Here is a 19337-nt window from a genome sequence, read left to right on the forward strand (position 1 = left end):
AGGAGATTATAACATGTCAATTAACGTAGAGAGTAAAAACACTCAAGCTAACCAATCAGCAACCCAGGATTATATTAAAAAAGTGCTTCAATTAATCGAACAAAAAGAAATTTCAAAGGAAGATGCGCATTGGGTAACAAAAGAAACGGTCGAGAATTTCCGTAACCATGTAAACCCTGGGTTTTTGGAATACCGGAAGACGGTCACTAAAGACACACAATTCGCTTCGGTGGAGTGGTCTGATCAAGATTCCTGTTTTACGGATGTAAATGGAAAAAAATATATTGATTGTTTAGGTGGCTTTGGTATTTATAATGTTGGCCATCGTAACCCTAAAGTAGTAAAGGCCGTAACCGATCAATTGCAAAGACAAGCCCTTCATAGCCAGGACTTACTTGATCCATTACGTGCAATGCTTGCCAAGATCCTTGCCGAAATCACGCCGGGAGATCTAAAATACTCGTTCTTTACGAATAGCGGTACCGAGAGCGTGGAGGCTGCACTTAAGCTTGCTAAAATGTATAGTGACCGATACACGATCATTTCCACCACAAAATCATTTCATGGAAAAAGCCTTGGTTCACTATCGGCAACGGCAAAGGGCATGTTCAGAAAACCGTTCATTCCATTGATACCAGGTGTGCGTCATGTACCTTTCGGTGATGTGGATATGATGAGAAAAACGTTTGAAAGTTGTGCGTTGGTTGGTGAAGATGTAGCTGCTGTGCTGTTGGAGCCTATCCAGGGTGAAGGAGGGGTCATCCTTCCTCCGCAAGGTTATTTAAAGCAGGTTCGGGCATTATGTGACGAATATGATGCGTTATTGATCTTGGATGAAGTGCAAACAGGAATGGGCCGTACAGGCAGAATGTTCGCTTCTGAGCTATATGATGTTGTTCCGGACATTATTTGTTTAGCGAAAGCATTTGGCGGCGGAGTAATGCCTGCAGGGGCTGTCGTAGCCAATGAGAAAGTGTTTAAAAGTTGGTTCGACAATCCATTCATGCACACTACCACATTTGGAGGAAATCCACTAGCTTGTGCTGCGGCCATTGCTACGATCGATGTACTTTTGGAAGAAAACTTACCGCAGCGTGCTGCAGAAGTTGGTGAATACTTCTTAAATGGCTTAAGGGAAGTGGCCGATGAGCACAAAGATAAGGTTTTGGAGATCCGCGGCCAAGGTCTGATGATTGGTATTGAGTTCCATAAAGACGAAGTGGGTTATGAATTCTCAAAAGCCCTCTTTGATAAAGGCATCCTGGTAGCGGGTACGCTTATAAATTCCAAAACAATCAGGATTGAACCGTCTTTGACTATTCAGTTGGATGAAGTCGATACAGTCATTAAAGCGTTCAAAGAGGTCTTGCCGACGCTTCAATCTTAATTTAATTAAGCAGAGAAACAGCCTTAGTTTCAGCCTTTCGATAAAAAGGTTTCGGAATGTTCCCATTCCGAAACCTTTTTGATTTTTTAATTGGTTTTGGATCAGTATGGAACTTATTATACATAAATCTTGTTATACACTTGTACCTCAAAATTTTTTTCGTGAAAATGAGTCATGAAAACGGGAATTGCACAGATTGGACAATGATTTAATTCCTTTAACGTAATTTGGTATGTTATAATAATTTCTGGAAAAAGGAGTGATGAAGATATGACACCTGCTCTGCAAAAAATGTGGATATCCTTTATAGCTATGGGCTTTATGGTTATCTCCATATTTCTAATCTACTTAAGCCGCTATAAATTAAAAGGTTTTTGGAGAGTCTTGACAGCAATTATCGCATACATACTTATGATTCTAGCCGGCTTGATCATCCTTATCGTTGTTCTTAGCGGGCCAACCACTTGATAGGTGAGGAGAAATGATGAGAAATTTTTTCAAAATATTATGTTTATTATGCATCTCTGTATCATTATCTGGCTGCTTATATCCGGAGAAGCAAAAAATGCAAAACCAACTGCCGTATAAAGAGCAAATACAATCCGTCCAAAGTGCAGTGGACCAATTTCAGAAAGATGAAGGCGGCATCTTGCCCATTGTTACAAAAGAGGCAGGTACACCAATTTATCAAAAATATGTCATAAAATTTTCTAAGATTTCACCAAGGTATATGGCTGAACCACCCGACAATGCCTTTGAATCTGGAGGCGTCTTTCAATATATCCTCGTTAATGTTGAAAAGGATCCGACGGTAAAGCTGTTGGATGTCAGGGTGGCACAGAAGATTCAGGATGTTTCCTTGAGATTGACTGCTTATCAACAAAGCAACGGATACCCCCCCTTTAAGGAAAGGTTGTCCGATAATGTCTTTACGCTTGATTATGAGAAAATGGGCCTGAAGGAAGCTCCGACGGTCACGAGCCCATTTTCACAAAAAGACTTATATCTTGTAGTCGATGGGCAAGGCAGCATTTTTGTTGATTATACCCCGGACTTACTTGAGGCATTGGAGAAGCATGAGGGGGAAATCAAGCCAGGTGAAGATATCCGGGAACTGCTGGTTCAGAGTTCGGAATTCGTCCCTGCCTTTTCAATGCCATATACAATTGATGAAAAAACAAATAATCCAATATTTCTTACAAAATAGGCATAACCCTTCTTCTGCAAAATATATTGTAGGGGAAGGGTTATTTCTTTTATCTTTATTTCATCTTACTTTTAAAATAACAACCCTTATATAAAATTTCTGGTGGAGGAAGGGATTGAACCAGGTAAATAATTGGAATAAATTTTTAGGACAACATCATAGATATATAATGTCCTAAATAAATGCAAATGGATAAACGAAATCCCAAAACTCTAATTCGGGAGGGGATACCTTGGAAAAGGTAGATATTTTTAAAGATATAGCTGAACGGACCGGTGGCGATATATACTTGGGGGTGGTCGGTGCCGTCAGGACTGGGAAATCTACATTTATTAAAAAATTCATGGAGCTAGTCGTCATTCCGAATATTCCTTCAGAGGCGGACCGTGCCAGGGCACAGGATGAATTGCCTCAAAGTGCTGCTGGAAAGACGATCATGACAACGGAACCCAAATTCGTACCGAACCAGGCAGCATCGATTCAAGTAGCTGAAGGTCTCGACGTGAACATCCGTTTAGTTGATTGTGTCGGTTATACTATACCTGGGGCTAAGGGGTATGAAGATGAAAATGGTCCCCGCATGATTCACACACCTTGGTATGAAGAGCCGATTCCGTTCAATGAAGCGGCTGAGATCGGCACTCGCAAAGTCATTCAAGATCATTCCACATTAGGCGTAGTCGTTACGACGGATGGATCAATAGGAGAAATTCCGCGAAGTGATTATTTAGAGGCCGAGGAAAGGGTTGTCGAAGAATTGAAGGAGGTTGGCAAGCCATTTATCATGATTGTCAATTCCGTTCAGCCTCACCACCCGAATACGGTAGCACTAAGGGAATCCCTGCAGGAAAAGTATGATATCCCTGTATTGGCCATGAGTGTCGAAGGAATGCGGGAATCTGATGTTTACAGCGTACTGCGTGAGGCCCTGTACGAATTTCCTGTTCTCGAGGTCAATGTTAATCTCCCGAGCTGGGTAATGGTTCTTCGCGAGGATCATTGGTTAAGGGAAAGTTATCAGGAAGCGGTCAAAGAGACCGTTAAGGATATTAAACGCCTGCGGGATGTTGATCGGGTAGTCGGTCAATTCAATGAATTCGAGTTCATTGACCGCGCTGCGCTTGCAGGGATTGAGATGGGGCAGGGTGTTGCAGAAATCGACCTATACGCCCCTGATGAACTCTATGATGATATTCTGAAGGAAATTGTCGGTGTGGAGATTCGGGGCAAGGATCATCTGTTATCTTTGATGCAGGACTTTGCGTATGCGAAAGCAGAGTATGATCAGGTGGCCGATGCATTGAGAATGGTCAAACAAACGGGGTATGGTGTCGCAGCCCCATCCCTTAACGATATGAGTCTTGATGAACCGGAAATCATCCGTCAGGGAGCTAGGTTTGGTGTCAGGCTAAAAGCCGTAGCTCCTTCCATCCATATGATCAAGGTCGATGTCGAATCCGAATTCTCGCCAATCATCGGTACGGAAAAGCAAAGTGAGGAATTAGTCCGGTATCTGATGCAGGATTTCGAAGACAATCCACTTTCCATTTGGAACTCCGATATTTTTGGCAGAAGCCTAAGTTCCTACGTAAGGGAAGGCATACAGGTGAAATTAGCGATGATGCCAGACAATGCGCGCTATAAATTGAAAGAAACACTGGAGAGGATAATTAATGAGGGCAGTGGGGGATTGATTGCCATCATCTTATAAAAACGTTTAAAAGCTGGACCAACTCCATTTATGGATTGGTCTTTTTGCATGCAACTGACGTCAGGTTCGCAAGAAAAATATCATTTATGAACGTTAATATTTGAAATAATCTGCAGTTTTTTAGTATAATCTTGAAAAAACCCTGTGGTTAAGCGATTTTCAGCAATATAATAAGTTTAATTTCTATAAAAAAAGGAAATGATGAATAGTGAAAGATAAAATTTATAATATATACAATTATTAATGAAAAGATTCCCATTATTTTTTGAATTCCCTTGCTAAGCTAATAGGATTTGTGATAATCTACATACAGAAAACGCGTTATATCAGCGATTTCAACCTATTTATAAATTTCTGGTTGAATTATTTGGAAAAAAATCCGACTTGATAATCCTGGATTGCCAGTGAATGAAAATTTTTGGACCGAAGCTAATATCAAATCACTATTATAGTGTTGTAATAATGATTTTTTATAAAGATTCCTTTTGGGAGGAGGTGAATGGCATGAACAAAACAGAATTGATTAATGAAGTTGTTACAGCAACTGAAATTTCTAAGAAAGACGCTACAAAAGCTGTTGATGCTGTTTTTGATACAATCTTAGAAGCTCTAAAAAACGGTGATAAAGTACAATTGATTGGTTTTGGTAACTTTGAAGTTCGTGAACGTGCGGCTCGTAAAGGCCGTAACCCACAAACTGGTGACGAAATCGAAATTGCAGCTAGCAAAGTGCCAGCTTTCAAACCCGGTAAAGCGCTGAAAGATGCAGTGAAGTAATTCTACCATTACATACGGGTGCTTAACCGAAAAGGGCCGCGTGAAAACGCGGCCCTTTTTTTGCTTCTTAATTTCCATCTGTGATAATATAAAAGACAGTGAATATTTTAGAAACGCTGCAGACGGTAAATCCGTCACAAGGAAATACCCATCCGAAATCGCTTCCGACGAAATGGTCCTTCAAGGGAGGCATGTATGGGGAAGGGGTCTCCTTTAATAAATGCAATTAAGGATATCCGGGTGCTACGCCATGGATTTTTTATCTGAATACATAATATTATTGATTTCTAGGAGGAACAAAAATGGCTAATGTTGATCATGCCAAATTAGAAGAAGCGGTTAAAATGCTTCTTGAGGCTGTAGGGGAAGACCCAACGAGGGAAGGACTGCTGGATACTCCTGGCCGTGTAGCCAGAATGTATGAAGAGATTTTTTCCGGACTTAATCAGGATCCAAAGGAATATTTCGATACTGTTTTTGGAGAGGACCATGAAGAACTCGTACTTGTAAAGGATATTCCGTTTTACTCAGTATGTGAACATCATTTAGTCCCTTTTTACGGGAAAGCCCATGTAGCATATATTCCAAAAAACGGCAAAGTGACTGGTTTAAGTAAATTGGCACGGGCGGTGGAGGCTGTATCGAAGCGTCCACAACTTCAAGAGCGCATCACATCTACAGTTGCTGACTCGATAATGGAAAAGCTAGAGCCTCATGGTGTAATGGTTGTAGTAGAGGCTGAACATATGTGCATGACCATGCGAGGTGTAAAAAAACCTGGATCTAAAACAGTGACTTCAGCAGTAAGGGGAACGTTTGCAAAGGATCACCGTACTAGAGCTGAAGTGCTGGCATTCATTAAAGACTAAGGACATGGGGGCAGGAAAAAATGAATGAAAAAAAGATTCTGAATGATTTTGTGGTAATCAAAGCCATTGAGGATAGTGTGAATGTCATCGGCTTGACAAGGGGAACGGACACAAAGTTTCATCACTCCGAAAAACTGGACTCAGGAGAGGTAATGATCGCACAATTCACAGAGCATACCTCGGCAATTAAAATCAGGGGACATGCAAAAGTCTATACGCCATTCGGTGAGATAGAAAGTGATTCCAAAAAGAATTCGCCTGACAAATGACAGCTTCTCAATGCTTGGTTAATTAGTAAATCAATCATCTGATAACGCGTTTAACAAGTTGAAAATTCCCCGCATCCATTTTTTTGAAGAGCAAAAGACGATGGTTTCCTTATTTTTGGAAGTTTCATTTTATAAACGTTGACCATTTCATCTGATTGTTTTTATGGTATAATAATGTGTATTTTACACAGACAGAAACCAATATGTATGAAAAAAATTATCTTTCGGGGATGCAAGGGTGATCTCAATTGTTAAACATAACGGACGACATAAGGCAATTAAAACGATTAATAGAAACGAAAGCTCAACATCCATATTTATTGAAGTATATACAAAAACCAAGCTTGGACGAAGATAAACTGATATTGCTTTGGGGATTATTTAACGATCTGGACGTTACAAGCGAAAAACGGAATCAATACATCATTTCAACCATGTTAGTGCAAGTAGCTCTGGATACCCATGAAATCGTCTCGAACTCAGGTGAAGGAATCGAGTTGCCCGAGGTATTGAAAAATCGTCAATTACAAGTGCTTGCCGGTGATTACTATAGTGGCTTATATTATCAAGGTCTTGCCAGTGTAGGTAATGTTGATATGATCCGTATACTTTCAAGCGCAATTAAAAAAATAAATGATAATAAAATCATTCTTTACCAACAAGGGTCCATTCATGATGTACCAACGCTTTTAATGACGATAAAGGCGATCGAGGCTTCCTTGATTCATAAACTGGCGGATTACTATAAAGAGCCTGCCTGGATAGAAATATCGGAAGAGCTGCTGCTTTTAAAACGGTTGCATGCCGAGAAGAGCAGTTATATGAAGTCGGGGAGATCGATAGTTTTTGATGTCCTGTTGGAAATGCCTTTTGATGACTTGAATAGTGGGGAAGTTCCCATTTCGGAAAAAGAAGAGCGGGTACGCTCCCAATTCGACAAGTGCCTGAGGGATGCCAGGCAATCCGTAGAGCGCTCCATGCGGAAGTTGGCAAAGTTGGATGATGAACTTCTGGAAAGAGTGAAGGCCATCTTGGAACAAACAGAGAGTGTAGCAAATTCATATGTGAAAGAAGGGTGAATCATGGAGCAGTCTAAAGAGCAAAAAGTTCATCATGTCTTTGAAAAGATCTACGGAAATTATGACAAGATGAATTCCCTCATCAGCTTTAAACAGCATCTTAAATGGCGGAAGGCAACAATGGCCATCATGAATGTCCCAAAAGGCGCCCATGCACTGGATGTATGCTGTGGAACAGCGGACTGGACCATTGCCCTTGCTAATGAAGTAGGACCAGAAGGAAAGGTTGTTGGTCTGGATTTTAGTAAGAACATGCTGAAAATCGGCGAACAAAAGGTGACTGAACTCAATCTAGATCAAGTGTCCCTAATGCATGGAAATGCAATGGAGCTTCCTTTTGAGGATAATAGCTTTGACTATGTCACGATCGGTTTCGGGCTGCGGAATGTCCCCGATTACATGAAAGTGCTTAAAGAGTTAAACCGGGTAGCCAAGCCGGGTGGAATGGTCGTTTGCCTGGATACTTCACAGCCAACGATGCTTGGCTTTAAACAGGGCTATTATTTTTATTTCCGTTTCATTATGCCCATGTTCGGCAAATTATTCGCAAAAAGCTATAGCGAATACTCATGGCTACAGGAATCAGCTCGTGATTTCCCTGGCATGAAAAAGCTTGAAAACATGTTCAGGCAGGCAGGAATGGAAAATGTCAGTTACAAGGCCCATTTCGGTGGTGTAGCAGCAACACATTTCGGGTACAAGCCTTCAAAATAAGCATAATAGCAATGGACAAAGCTGGGTGGAATGTATGAAATTTAAAATGATGTATTCATTTTTGAATGCAGATTTGCAATTAATAGAAAAAGAACTGGAAGCCGCAATTGAAGCGGATTCCACGGTTTTAAGGGAAGCTTCCCTGCATTTACTGCAATCCGGTGGAAAACGGATCCGTCCGGTATTCGTCCTATTGGGCGCGAAGTTTGGCAACTATGATATTCATGTTGTAAAGCATGTCGCAGCGACTTTGGAACTGATCCATACGGCTTCCCTTGTACATGATGATGTTGTGGATGATGCGGATTTGCGCAGGGGGTCTGCTACCATTAAGTCAAAATGGGATAATCGTGTCGCCATGTACACAGGCGACTTCATTTTTGCTCGTGCACTGGAAATGATGGCGGTTATCGAGTCTCCCCTTGCGCATCAAATTCTTGCTGATACCATGGTTGAACTATGTCTTGGGGAAATTGAACAAATAAAAGATAAGTACAATTTCGAACAGAATTGGCGGATATATTTTAGAAGGATCAAGCGGAAAACGGCTTTGCTCATTGCATCCAGCTGCCAGTTGGGAGCCATTTCAGCAGGTGTTGAAGAGAGGATTCACCAAAAGCTATTTAAATTCGGATATTATGTCGGTATGTCCTATCAAATCACCGATGATATATTGGACTTTACAGCTTCGGAAGAAGAGCTTGGAAAACCAGCCGGCAGTGATTTGATTCAGGGTAATATTACTCTACCCGTTTTGATTGCTATGGAAGATCCAAAGTTAAAAAAGCTTATCGAAACAGTTCGGGAAGATACGCCAAAAGACCAAATGTCCCATATAATCAATGCGATAAAAACTTCCGGTGCCATTGAACAAGCAGCAAGGATCAGTGATATGTATTTAGAAAAGGCTTTTACTGAGTTGAAAGGTCTTCCGGCCATTAAAGCTAGAAAAACTTTATCGGATATCGCAAAAAATATCGGAAAAAGAAAGTTTTGATAATGGGAGTTGCGAAACTCATCAATCAATGGTAATATTCTAAAAGTATTGCCTTATATAGGCAAATAACAATGATACATATTAGGAGTGACATTCATGGAAAGAACATTTTTAATGGTTAAGCCTGACGGCGTTCAACGCAATTTAATCGGTGAAATCGTTTCCCGTTTTGAAAAGAAAGGCTTCCTTCTTGCAGGAGCAAAATTAATGGTCATTTCTCAAGAATTGGCTGAACAACATTATGGCGAGCACAAAGAACGTCCTTTCTTTGGCGAATTAGTGGACTTCATTACTTCCGGTCCTGTCTTCGCAATGGTTTGGGAAGGTGAAAACGTAATCGCTACTGCACGTCAAATGATGGGTGCCACAAACCCTAAAGATGCAGCAGCAGCAACAATTCGTGGCGATTTTGCCGTAACTGTTGGCAAAAACATCATTCACGGATCTGATTCAGCTGAAAGCGCTGTACGTGAAATCGGTTTATTCTTCAAAGAAGAAGAACTTGTTGAGTATTCTAAACTTGTAAACGAGTGGGTTTATTAATTAATACGATCACTTTATAAAAAAGCGGGCTCCATCGTTTTATGCGATGGAACCCGCTTTTTTTGTATTGCTTTTTTAGTTTCGAGCAGTTGCGTAAGGGATTATTTTAAGTTTAAAGAAAATATGGCACTTTCCGATATATAAAGGGAAGGACCACTTAAAATAATTATGAGCAGGGGGTCGGAGGAATGCCTCAGGAATATGAAGAGTTTATTCGTAATATCAAAATGTTGACAGGCATTGATTTGGCATTATATAAGGAAGGGCAAATGAAAAGGCGACTAACATCTCTATATGAAAAAAGGGGATATCACTCATTTCGTGAATACTACAAAGACATTCAAACCAATTCCGGAGTTTTAAATGAATTTTTGGATAGAATGACAATCAATGTTTCCGAATTTTATAGAAATGCGAAAAGATGGGAAGTGTTGGAGCAGAAAATCCTTCCTGGGTTATTAGCAAGCAAAAAAAAGTTGAAAATTTGGAGTGCGGCCTGTTCAACTGGCGAGGAACCGTATACGATTGCTATGATATTATCCAATCTGGTTCCACTTAACCAGATAGAGATATTGGCGACGGATCTGGATGAAAATGTCTTGGCGCGAGCGAAAATGGGGCTTTATCCTGAGCGTTCCTTAAATGAAGTGCCTGAAAAAATCAAAACGAAATACTTTGAAAAAAAAGCGGATTTTTATCGTGTCGATGACGAAATCAAGAGAAGGGTGATATTTAAAAAGCAAGACCTTCTCGCGGATCGATTTGAACAGGGGTTCGATTTAATCGTTTGCCGCAATGTTTTAATTTATTTCACTGAGGAAGCCAAAAATTTATTATATGAAAAATTCAGTGCATCACTAAGAAGCGACGGGGTTTTTTTTGTAGGAAGTACAGAGCAAATATTCACACCAGGAAAATATCGATTTGAAACGATCGACACATTTTTTTATAAGAAAAAGTAAATACTTTTGAAAGAAGGGACTGATTCTGCACATGAGCATTCAGTCCCTTTTCGTTTGTCGTATAATGGCAAATCGAGTAGAACTTCAATTTAAAGGATTAAATTATATCGAAAATGTTTAAGTACTTGTAAAATAGAAAGAAAAATGATTAAATTCAAACAATATGGTTTTTACGTTTTACATATACCCACATTTCATAAAATTGTGGTATATTGATACATATACACTTTAAAGTGCTAAAAGGGGGCTGGAAGATGAGATATTTAACAGCGGGAGAATCACACGGTCCGCAACTGACTACGATCATTGAAGGATTACCGGCGGGAATGTCGATTTCGAATGAGGATATTAATCAAGAATTAGGACGCCGGCAAAAAGGGCATGGACGTGGAAGAAGGATGCAGATCGAGAAAGATCAGGCTTTTATTTCTTCGGGTATCAGACATGGCTACACACTCGGTTCACCGGTTGCTTTGGTTGTTGAGAACGATGACTGGAAGCATTGGACGAAGATTATGGGAAGTGAAGGGCTTTCAGAAGAGGAAGCTGAGGAAATTAAACGTAAAATCACCCGGCCTCGTCCAGGTCATGCTGACCTGAACGGTGGGATTAAATATGGGCACCGCGATTTGAGAAATGTTCTGGAACGCTCTTCAGCCCGTGAAACGACAGTAAGGGTAGCAGCAGGTGCTGTAGCTAAAAAGCTATTGTCTTTATTGGGGATAGAAGTGGCATCGCATGTTTTGGAAATTGGTGGAGTGAAGGCAGAACCGCCAAAATACGAAACGATTCAGCAATTGCAACAAGTAACAGAAGAATCTTCTGTTAGATGTTTTGACAAAAACGTAGAGCAGCAGATGAAGGATGCAATTGATGAAGCGAAACAAAAGGGAGACTCCATCGGCGGCATCGTTGAGGTCATTGTAGAAGGAATGCCGGTGGGTGTGGGAAGTTATGTGCACTATGACCGCAAGCTTGATGCAAAACTAGCCGCAGCGATAATGAGCATTAATGCATTTAAAGGGGTGGAAGTAGGCCTTGGATTTGAAGCGGCCCATCTATTCGGCAGTGATGTCCATGATGAAATCGCATGGGACGAAGAACAGGGTTATTACCGGAAAACCAATCGCCTTGGTGGTTTTGAAGGCGGTATGACAACTGGAATGCCCATCATTGTACGCGGTGTGATGAAGCCGATCCCCACTTTATATAAACCTTTGAAAAGTGTTGATATTGATACGAAGGAAGTGTTTGAAGCAAGCGTCGAACGTTCCGATAGTTGTGCGGTTCCAGCCGCAGCAGTAGTTGCTGAGGCGGTAGTAGCATGGGAACTGGCGGCTGCCATCGTTGATCAATTCCCTTCAGATCGTTATGAGCAATTAGCGGAATACATAAGATCATATCGGGAAGAAGTAAAGGGGTTTTAAATCATGGAATCCATCCAAATAAAAACGGCTTCCAAGCAATATCCGGTTTTAATTGGCAAGAAGGCAATAAATGAATTACCTGAATTAATAACACATGAATTAAATCATCTAAATAAGATTCTGGTCATAACAGATGAGAAAGTGGCGGCCCTTCATTTGCAGACTGTGAAAAACGCACTGATTAAGACGGGAAAACCGGTCCTGCATCATGTAGTGCCAGAAGGGGAGCATGCTAAAACATTCGATGTGTTTTATGAATGCCAAAGCTTCTGCTTATCCCAACAGATCAATCGCAAGTCATTGATTATCGCCCTTGGCGGTGGTGCAGTCGGTGACTTGGCTGGATTCGTTGCGGCTACTTTTATGAGAGGGATTCCATTTATTCAGGTTCCTACAACTTTACTCGCCCACGATAGTGCAGTGGGCGGCAAGGTTGCCATCAATCACCCGCTAGGGAAAAATATGATTGGGGCCTTTCATCAGCCTGAAGCGGTCATTTATGATCTTGAATTTTTAAAAACTTTGCCTCTTAAAGAATTAAGGTCAGGTTTTGCAGAAGTCATTAAACATTCCTTGATAGCCGATAATGAGTTTTATTCATGGTTAAAGTCGAATATTGTTGATTTGAATGATGTAACGGATGAGCAATTCCTAACCATGATTACAAAAGGGATTGGTATTAAAGCTAAAATTGTCGAAGAGGATGAGAAGGAAAACGGCATTCGTGCTTTTTTGAATTTTGGTCATACGCTTGGACATGCAGTGGAAGGTTCAATGGGATATGGGAACTTTACGCATGGGGAATCCATTTTAATCGGGATGGTATATGCCCTTAAATTAAGCAGAAAGAAAGTGGATCTCGATTTTAAACTAGAGGAGTTTAATAACTGGGTTTCTTCTTTAGGTTATCAAATAACCATTCCAACCCGAATTGAACATGCTATGCTACTTGAATTAATGAAAACAGACAAAAAATCAGTCAATGATGCAGCTACTTTTGTCCTGCTAAACGAAGTGGGATCACCGCAATTAATGGATATAGGCGATTCTGAGCTGATAGAAGAAATGGCGGATATGATATAAAGTTCAGGAGAAGGGGGACTATGTGTGATAAGAGGAATAAGGGGTGCCACTACAGTAGAAAGAGACACAGAAATGGAAGTGATTTCCGCTGTCGAAAAGTTGATGGCAGAGATCATTCAGATCAACGAGATTGATCCTGAAATGGTGGCTTCCGTATTTTTTTCTGCTACGGAAGAGATTCGTTCTGTCTTCCCTGCCAAAGCCTTGAGGAAATTCGAAGGCTGGACTTATGTACCGGTTACATGCATGAAAGAAATACCGGTGAGCAATTCCTTGCCATTTTGCATCCGGGTCATGATCCACGTGAATACGACGAAATCTCAACAAGAAATACAGCATATATACCAGGCAGGAGCTACGGTATTACGGCCAGATTTGACAAACCAGATATAAAATGATTTTAAATCTATGAATATGATATATTATTCTCACACTTTCTTACTTTAAAGTGATAAATATAAAGAGGTGATTGACATGAAATGGAATGAAGCGGTCCTTTCCTTGAAGTCTTATCAACCGGGAAAATCCACTGATGAAGTGAAAAAATTATACGGATTGGAAAAAATCACGAAATTAGCTTCAAATGAAAATCCATTTGGATGTTCGGAGAAGGTCAAGGAGTCGGTTAGGAATTCAACCCATTCCTTTGCCATCTATCCGGATGGATATGCAACAATGCTTAGGGAAGCCGTTGCAAAACATACTGGTGTGAAAGAAACTCAGCTTATTTTTGGAAATGGATCCGATGAGAACATTCAAATCATCTCCAGGAGTCTATTGGGAGCTGGAAAGAATACGGTCATGGCAACAGGCACTTTTTCGCAGTATCGCCATAATGCCACGTTAGAAGGTGCGGAAATCAGGGAAGTTCCTCATATTGACGGTGCTCATGATTTAGAAGGAATGCTTAAAGTAATAGATGACAAAACAGCGGTTGTCTGGCTTTGTACACCAAACAATCCAACAGGTAAATACATTTCGGAACAGGACTTATTATCGTTCATCGAAAAAGTGCCGGAAGATGTTCTTATCGTTTTGGATGAAGCTTATTGTGAATATGCAGCGGCTGAGGATTACCCAAGAACGAATCAATGGATTAATAAATATAAAAATTTGATCATACTCCGGACATTCTCAAAAATTTATGGACTTGCGAGTTTTAGGGTAGGGTACGGTTTGGCGGATGAGGATATTATTCAGAAACTAGATCCTTCCCGGGAACCATTCAATGTTAACACATTCGCACAGAATATTGCTATCGTCGCTTTGGAAGATCAGGCCTTCATTGAAAAATGCAAGGAAGAAAATCAAAAAGGGCTCAAGCGGTACTATGAATTTTGCAAAAAGGAAAATTTAGCTTATTACCCGTCACAAGGTAATTTCATCTTTATCCATTTTAAACAGGATGCCGATATGGTGTTTCAATATTTGCTTGAGCGCGGGTACATCGCAAGATCGGGGAAATCCTTCGGTTTTCCTAATAGTCTGAGGGTAACGATTGGTTCTACAGAAGAAAATGAAGGAATGATTAATGCTATTGAAACTTTTTTGAATGAAGTTGAGGCACCTTCTGATTCGCTGCTTTAACGTTTCATCAAACCTAGAGGAGCATAAAAGATGCGGGGGAGAGAAGAGTGAAGGGTAAGGTTTTTGTAATAGGTCTAGGTCTAATTGGCGGATCACTGGCCATGGCAGTACGCCATGCACATCCTGAAGCCGTGATTGTTGGTACGGACCTAAGTGAAAAGAATATTCAACTATCGATGCTATTGGGGATCATTGATGATTCAGTATCATCTTTGGAAGCGGGAGCATGTGAAGCTGATTTGATTCTACTTGCTGTGCCTGTCAATGAAACCGTGAAGATTTTAGCTCAGTTGGCTGATATGGATTTAAAAAATGATGTCCTTATATCGGATGCAGGAAGTACGAAGGATACAGTCGTTAAGGCAGCAAAGCCATTGATAGATAAAGGGGTGGCCTTCATCGGGGGGCACCCTATGGCTGGTTCCCATAAAAGCGGTGCTGCGGCAGCTAAATTGCATTTATTTGAACATGCATTTTATTTGCTTACTCCCGGAGATTCCATCGAAGAAGAAAAGGTTGAGCAGCTGAAAGGGTGGCTGCAAGGTACAAGAGCGAACTTTCTGGTAGTGAGTCCTGCCACACATGATAAGCTGACGGGGGTCATTAGTCATTTTCCGCATATTGTCGCATCGGGGCTCGTTAAGCAGGCAGAAAATTACAGTAAGGAAAATAAGTTGATTTCTAGGCTTGCTGCAGGCGGATTTCGAGATATAACAAGAATTGCTTCAAGCAGTCCGGAAATGTGGCGTGACATTTTGTTACATAACCGGGATGTACTACTTGAATTAATGAATGATTGGCTGAATGAAATGGAGCATATAAAAGGTCTGGTCGCGAATGAAGATAGTGAAGAGATCCTTCGATTCTTTACCGATGCCAAGGTTTTCAGGGATGATTTGCCAACACATGCAAAAGGCGCCATACCAGCGTTTTATGATTTATATATCGATATACCGGATTATGCCGGAATAATTTCTGAGATTACCGGATATTTGGCACAAGAAGGTATCAGCATTACAAACATAAGGATCATTGAAACCAGGGAAGAGATATACGGTGTGCTGGTCATCAGCTTCCAAACGGATGTTGATCGCATAAAAGCTGCAGAGTGTATTTCAAGACATACAGATTATGAAACGATCCTGGCATAATATTAATAGGAGAGGATGGTTTTATGAATACAAAAAAATTACAAACGAATATCCAAACATTACGTGGTTCGATTGCCATACCTGGAGATAAATCGATCTCCCATCGTTCGATAATGTTCGGAGCCCTTGCCGAGGGGGAAACGACAGTCACTAATTTTCTTCCAGGAGCGGATTGTTTAAGTACGATTTCCTGTTTTAAGCAGCTTGGAGTCCATATTGAACAAGATGGCCAGCATGTCAAAATTTTTGGCAAAGGTTTTAAAGGATTAACGGAACCTGAATCAGTGCTGGATGTCGGAAATTCGGGTACCACGATCAGGTTAATGATGGGCATTTTGGCAGGACAGGAATTTTCGGCCGTTTTGGCAGGTGATGAATCGATAGCCAAACGACCAATGACCCGGGTAGTCAACCCACTCCGTCAGATGGGAGCAGTCATTGATGGGCGAAAAGGAGCCGAATACACCCCGCTCTTCATAAGAGGAGGCAAATTACAAGGATTTCGCTATGAATTGCCTGTGGCAAGTGCGCAGGTAAAATCGGCGATAATCTTGGCTGGTTTACAGGCAGAAGGTGAAACGATCATTATCGAACCGGAAGAGACCCGTGATCATACAGAACGAATGATCCTAGAGTTTGGCGGGAAAATCGAAAAGGACGGTCAATCGATTAAAGTAAGCGGAAATCAAGTCTTCAAAGGGACCACCATCCATGTGCCGGGTGATATTTCTTCAGCGGCTTTCTTCATGGTGGCTGCGGCGATTACGGAAAATAGTGAAGTGGTGTTAAAGAATGTGGGCCTTAATTCGACAAGGACTGGAATCATCGAAGTCATGAAATCGATGGGGGCGGATATTACAATAGAGAAGAAGACGAGCGAGGGTGAACCTGCAGGAGACATCACTGTCAGAAGCTCCCGACTAAAAGGAACGACCATCAGCGGTGATTTAATTCCCCGACTCATCGACGAAATTCCGGTAATAGCACTTCTGGCAACTCAGGCAGAAGGGATAACGACAATCAAGGATGCAGCAGAACTTAAAGTGAAAGAGACGAATCGAATTGATACTGTTGCAAATGAGCTTTCCATCCTGGGGGCGGATATAACCCCGACAGCAGACGGATTGATCATTAAAGGACGTAAAGCCCTGAATGGAGGAATGGTTACAAGCCACGGAGATCATCGTATCGGGATGATGCTTGCTGTAGCGGCTTTGATAACGAATGGTGAAGTGGAACTTGCCGATCCTGATGCCATAGATGTATCATATCCACAATTTTTTGGGCATTTGACGCAATTGATTAAGTAAATATAAAAAAAGTTTACATACCTTATTTGGTCTGTAAACTTTTTTTATATGCTTAAAATCATTGAAAGCGCTAACATTCCGGCATTTGGCATCTGTATTGATCAGTGAAAATAATGAAAAAGTGGTTCAGGATCAAAAAGGAGATTGACCGTAGCGTGGAGAATTAACTAGTAACCTTTTTTTAATGAGAATGGGAGGGGACTTCATCAATGGAATACAGGGCTACAGTATGGTAAACTAATGAATACTGTTTACTATGCATCTCGCGATTACATGGGTATTTTGTTCTTATTGGCAGGGAATGTTACATTATGGCGTGAGTGTGTATGACTAGGGACCAAGTCTATCATGCAAAAGGGGATTCAACAATGAACACAGTGGAACAAGTTATACAGCAGTTAAAAAAAGGGGAATTAACAGAAGCTCTTAAACATATAAATCGAATTAAATCATCAGAGTCAGCAGAGGACATATTGTTGCTGGCCGAAGAAATGCTCCAGCTTGGTTTTGCGGAGGAGGCAAAGGATCTTTTTGAACATCTGCTGCAACTCTATCCCGATGAAGGAGAATTGATTGTTTCGTTGGCGGAAATCCTGATTGACATGGACCAGGAAGATGAAGCGATGCTGATGCTTGAAAAAGTAAGTGCAGATGATGAAGTATATCCAAGTGCTTTGCTTTTGGAAGCGGACCTTTATCAATTACAGGGGATGGATGAGGTCAGCGAACGGAAATTATTGCAGGCCAAGGAAATGCTTCCAGATGAGATCATCATTGATTTTGCACTAGCGGAACTGTTCTTTCATCAAGGAAGGGATCAGGAAGCAATTGCAAATTACATAAAGGTTTTGGAACAGGAACAAGAAATCGTTGGTGTAAATGTCAATCAGAGGCTTGCTGAAGCATTAAGCAGTTCGGGGAAGTTCGAGGAGGCCCTTCCGCACTTTGAAAAAGCCTTAAGTGATGGGCTTGAAATCAATACCCTATTTGAATATGCATTTACAGCTTTTCAGGCAGGTCTTTATGAGACAGCAGTACGAAAGTTTATTGAACTGAAAGACTTAGATCATGAATACCATTCTCTATATTTGTACCTGGCAAAGAGTTATGAACATCTTGAAGATCTGGAAAATGCTTTGAAAACGGTCAAAGAAGGAATCAAGGCCGATGAATTCAATAAGGAACTTTACTTCTTTGGCGGAAAAATAGCCTTGAAAAGCGGGCTTGATGAAGAGGCGGAAAATCTATTTAAAGAAGCACTTGCCATTGATCCGGGATACCTGGAAGCTGCACTTACCCTCTTGAAATTGTATATGCATCACGAAAGGTATGAAGATGTATTGGAGTGTATTGGGGAAGTTAGGAGATATGGGGAGGATGATCCGCAATTTGAATGGATAGCTGCTGTATCTTATCAGCATACTGAACAATTTAAAGAGTCATTAACCAGCTATCATAAAGCATATAATTCATTCAAGAACAATCAAGATTTCCTTGAAGATTATGGTTTCTTTTTAATTGAAGAAGGAGACAGAGCCACATCTAGAGAAGTATTTAATAAGCTGCTTGAGATGAACCCGGTGAATGATGAGTATGCGATGATTTTGGAGCGGCTAGGTGAAAGTACAGATGAAATGTAGATAATAAACAAAACTAAATCAAGACAGAGGAGGGAATTCATGGTGGCTGCCCCTGTTTCTGTGAATGAGAAGAAGGATTTTATTCGGTGGTTTTTAAATCATTATCAACTGAAACGAAGAGAATGCGTGTGGATATTGAATTACTTAATGAGTCATGACCAACTAATGAAAAAGGTTCATTTTGTAGAAAATGCACAATATTGCCCACGTGGACTGATTATGTCGACACATTGTGTGGATGAAGTCCCTTTCAGGTTCTATAAGTCCAATATCATGACGACCGATGCAGAGAAATCTTTTCATGATATCCGTTTAAATAGGGATGAAGACATATATATTCAGCTCAATTTTAAATCGTCATATTCTTCCTATCAATATGCAGCGGTACTCGAGCACAATCCCTTCATGCCGAAATCAACGTCGTCAAATGAAAAAGATCAACTGCTGGCTGAACAATTTTTAGAAAGAAGCATGTTGTATTTCCAAAGGGACCGTCTGCTTAAGGAAATCGATGAAGCCCTTGATAAGCATGATGAGCAAGCATTTAAGGACTTAACCGAACAATTGAATCAATTAAAAGTACTTGGATAAAATAAATTGACCTTTCCGTAATCAGGAAAGGTC

Annotated in this window: 20 protein-coding genes; all 20 read left to right on the forward strand. The window is 40.8% G+C overall.

Features of this window, described 5'->3' with window-relative positions; all coding sequences use genetic code 11:
• The first annotated feature begins 13 nt into the window (after positions 1-13).
• The 20 genes from IOC57_RS15460 to IOC57_RS15555 all read left to right on the forward strand — a co-directional run bounded on the left by IOC57_RS15460 (position 14) and on the right by IOC57_RS15555 (position 19304).
• Positions 14-1387, forward strand: a complete 1374-nt coding sequence (locus IOC57_RS15460) for a putrescine aminotransferase (protein ID WP_207439560.1) — start codon at positions 14-16, stop codon at positions 1385-1387.
• Positions 1388-1657: 270 nt separating this feature from the next.
• Entirely contained in the window at positions 1658-1855 is a 198-nt protein-coding gene (locus IOC57_RS15465; RefSeq protein WP_048681698.1) for a DUF2768 domain-containing protein, read from the forward strand.
• Between the two features lie 13 nt (positions 1856-1868).
• Positions 1869-2594, forward strand: coding sequence for a hypothetical protein (locus tag IOC57_RS15470; protein ID WP_207439561.1), 726 nt, complete (start codon positions 1869-1871; stop codon positions 2592-2594).
• A gap of 232 nt (positions 2595-2826) precedes the next feature.
• On the forward strand, positions 2827-4305 hold the full coding sequence (gene spoIVA / locus IOC57_RS15475; RefSeq protein ID WP_207439562.1) for a stage IV sporulation protein A: 1479 nt from the start codon (positions 2827-2829) through the stop codon (positions 4303-4305).
• Positions 4306-4809: 504 nt separating this feature from the next.
• Entirely contained in the window at positions 4810-5082 is a 273-nt protein-coding gene (locus IOC57_RS15480) for an HU family DNA-binding protein (protein ID WP_034308023.1), read from the forward strand.
• A gap of 302 nt (positions 5083-5384) precedes the next feature.
• Entirely contained in the window at positions 5385-5951 is a 567-nt protein-coding gene (gene folE, locus IOC57_RS15485; RefSeq protein ID WP_063233209.1) for a GTP cyclohydrolase I FolE, read from the forward strand.
• 20 nt (positions 5952-5971) lie between these two features.
• On the forward strand, positions 5972-6220 hold the full coding sequence (mtrB, locus tag IOC57_RS15490) for a trp RNA-binding attenuation protein MtrB (protein WP_076365643.1): 249 nt from the start codon (positions 5972-5974) through the stop codon (positions 6218-6220).
• Positions 6221-6468: 248 nt separating this feature from the next.
• Complete coding sequence (locus IOC57_RS15495; protein ID WP_207439563.1) at positions 6469-7299, forward strand: heptaprenyl diphosphate synthase component 1; 831 nt, start codon at positions 6469-6471, stop codon at positions 7297-7299.
• Positions 7300-7302: 3 nt separating this feature from the next.
• Positions 7303-8013: a demethylmenaquinone methyltransferase gene (locus IOC57_RS15500; protein WP_207439564.1), complete on the forward strand. Its 711-nt coding sequence runs from the start codon at positions 7303-7305 to the stop codon at positions 8011-8013.
• Between the two features lie 34 nt (positions 8014-8047).
• Complete coding sequence (gene hepT, locus IOC57_RS15505; protein ID WP_207439565.1) at positions 8048-9010, forward strand: heptaprenyl diphosphate synthase component II; 963 nt, start codon at positions 8048-8050, stop codon at positions 9008-9010.
• A gap of 96 nt (positions 9011-9106) precedes the next feature.
• Positions 9107-9553, forward strand: coding sequence for a nucleoside-diphosphate kinase (gene ndk, locus IOC57_RS15510; RefSeq protein WP_034308008.1), 447 nt, complete (start codon positions 9107-9109; stop codon positions 9551-9553).
• A gap of 188 nt (positions 9554-9741) precedes the next feature.
• Positions 9742-10515 (forward strand): CheR family methyltransferase, encoded by a 774-nt coding sequence (locus IOC57_RS15515; RefSeq protein WP_207439566.1) that lies wholly within the window; start codon positions 9742-9744, stop codon positions 10513-10515.
• 254 nt (positions 10516-10769) lie between these two features.
• A complete protein-coding gene (gene aroC / locus IOC57_RS15520) occupies positions 10770-11942 on the forward strand; it encodes a chorismate synthase (protein WP_207439567.1) in 1173 nt (390 codons plus the stop codon).
• 3 nt (positions 11943-11945) lie between these two features.
• The gene (gene aroB / locus IOC57_RS15525) at positions 11946-13025 is read left to right on the forward strand and encodes a 3-dehydroquinate synthase (protein ID WP_207439568.1); all 1080 of its coding nucleotides are present in this window, start codon (positions 11946-11948) and stop codon (positions 13023-13025) included.
• A 24-nt stretch (positions 13026-13049) separates the two neighbouring features.
• Positions 13050-13418, forward strand: a complete 369-nt coding sequence (gene aroH, locus IOC57_RS15530) for a chorismate mutase (RefSeq protein WP_207439569.1) — start codon at positions 13050-13052, stop codon at positions 13416-13418.
• Between the two features lie 81 nt (positions 13419-13499).
• The gene (gene hisC / locus IOC57_RS15535) at positions 13500-14612 is read left to right on the forward strand and encodes a histidinol-phosphate transaminase (protein WP_207439570.1); all 1113 of its coding nucleotides are present in this window, start codon (positions 13500-13502) and stop codon (positions 14610-14612) included.
• Between the two features lie 47 nt (positions 14613-14659).
• A complete protein-coding gene (locus IOC57_RS15540) occupies positions 14660-15763 on the forward strand; it encodes a prephenate dehydrogenase (protein WP_207439571.1) in 1104 nt (367 codons plus the stop codon).
• 23 nt (positions 15764-15786) lie between these two features.
• Positions 15787-17073, forward strand: coding sequence for a 3-phosphoshikimate 1-carboxyvinyltransferase (gene aroA, locus IOC57_RS15545; RefSeq protein ID WP_207439572.1), 1287 nt, complete (start codon positions 15787-15789; stop codon positions 17071-17073).
• 368 nt (positions 17074-17441) lie between these two features.
• The gene (locus tag IOC57_RS15550; protein WP_207439573.1) at positions 17442-18713 is read left to right on the forward strand and encodes a tetratricopeptide repeat protein; all 1272 of its coding nucleotides are present in this window, start codon (positions 17442-17444) and stop codon (positions 18711-18713) included.
• A 39-nt stretch (positions 18714-18752) separates the two neighbouring features.
• Complete coding sequence (locus IOC57_RS15555; protein ID WP_207439574.1) at positions 18753-19304, forward strand: ReoY family proteolytic degradation factor; 552 nt, start codon at positions 18753-18755, stop codon at positions 19302-19304.
• Positions 19305-19337 lie beyond the last annotated feature (33 nt).

Origin of the sequence: Bacillus sp. SD075, assembly GCF_017355165.1 — a bacterium.
Lineage (GTDB): Bacteria > Bacillota > Bacilli > Bacillales > DSM-1321 > Peribacillus.

Coding starts and splice junctions, on each gene's coding strand:
- IOC57_RS15460 (WP_207439560.1), top strand. CDS start 14: ATGTCAATTAACGTAGAGAGTAAAAACACTCAAGCTAACCAATCAGCA.
- IOC57_RS15465 (WP_048681698.1), top strand. CDS start 1,658: ATGACACCTGCTCTGCAAAAAATGTGGATATCCTTTATAGCTATGGGC.
- IOC57_RS15470 (WP_207439561.1), top strand. CDS start 1,869: ATGATGAGAAATTTTTTCAAAATATTATGTTTATTATGCATCTCTGTA.
- IOC57_RS15480 (WP_034308023.1), top strand. CDS start 4,810: ATGAACAAAACAGAATTGATTAATGAAGTTGTTACAGCAACTGAAATT.
- folE (WP_063233209.1), top strand. CDS start 5,385: ATGGCTAATGTTGATCATGCCAAATTAGAAGAAGCGGTTAAAATGCTT.
- mtrB (WP_076365643.1), top strand. CDS start 5,972: ATGAATGAAAAAAAGATTCTGAATGATTTTGTGGTAATCAAAGCCATT.
- IOC57_RS15500 (WP_207439564.1), top strand. CDS start 7,303: ATGGAGCAGTCTAAAGAGCAAAAAGTTCATCATGTCTTTGAAAAGATC.
- hepT (WP_207439565.1), top strand. CDS start 8,048: ATGAAATTTAAAATGATGTATTCATTTTTGAATGCAGATTTGCAATTA.
- ndk (WP_034308008.1), top strand. CDS start 9,107: ATGGAAAGAACATTTTTAATGGTTAAGCCTGACGGCGTTCAACGCAAT.
- IOC57_RS15515 (WP_207439566.1), top strand. CDS start 9,742: ATGCCTCAGGAATATGAAGAGTTTATTCGTAATATCAAAATGTTGACA.
- aroC (WP_207439567.1), top strand. CDS start 10,770: ATGAGATATTTAACAGCGGGAGAATCACACGGTCCGCAACTGACTACG.
- aroB (WP_207439568.1), top strand. CDS start 11,946: ATGGAATCCATCCAAATAAAAACGGCTTCCAAGCAATATCCGGTTTTA.
- hisC (WP_207439570.1), top strand. CDS start 13,500: ATGAAATGGAATGAAGCGGTCCTTTCCTTGAAGTCTTATCAACCGGGA.
- aroA (WP_207439572.1), top strand. CDS start 15,787: ATGAATACAAAAAAATTACAAACGAATATCCAAACATTACGTGGTTCG.
- IOC57_RS15550 (WP_207439573.1), top strand. CDS start 17,442: ATGAACACAGTGGAACAAGTTATACAGCAGTTAAAAAAAGGGGAATTA.
- IOC57_RS15555 (WP_207439574.1), top strand. CDS start 18,753: ATGGTGGCTGCCCCTGTTTCTGTGAATGAGAAGAAGGATTTTATTCGG.